The 342-nt window shown below is 30.1% G+C and carries 1 protein-coding gene; it reads left to right on the top strand.

What is annotated here, in order from left to right; translation table 11 throughout:
• Window positions 1-220 (top strand): hypothetical protein (locus V2H77_RS00040; RefSeq protein WP_341497182.1); only part of this gene is annotated, 220 nt, incomplete at its 5' end.
• Window positions 221-342: the final 122 nt, after the last annotated feature.

Here is a 342-nt window from a genome sequence, read left to right as displayed (position 1 = left end):
ATTTTTTGATTACAGGTTTATTGTCTATACCCAATGGATTTCAAGATGCATCGCGGCGGCAAGGGAACGAATCCCCGGGAGCAGAGATAACTATGTGACCGGGGTGAGAGAGTGCAGCCAACAAAGCGGCAGCTTGAAAGATGACGGGTATATAACTATATTTTTAAATGTAGTAATATATTCTTTACATATTTTCAATAAGTTTTATTTTCATAAATAAAATATAATATAATCAATACGAGATGCAATAAAAAAATATTTTTATTTGTTTTCATGATAAAGAACTTAAATATTATTTATTAAGTCGATTTGTTTTTATGATTTATACCCAATGGATTTCAA

Origin of the sequence: Photorhabdus sp. P32 (assembly GCF_038085095.1) — a bacterium.
GTDB classification, from domain to species: Bacteria; Pseudomonadota; Gammaproteobacteria; order Enterobacterales; family Enterobacteriaceae; genus Photorhabdus; species Photorhabdus luminescens.
The sequence above is the reverse complement of the archived record's forward strand: the minus strand, read 5'-3'. Positions and strand labels throughout refer to the sequence as shown.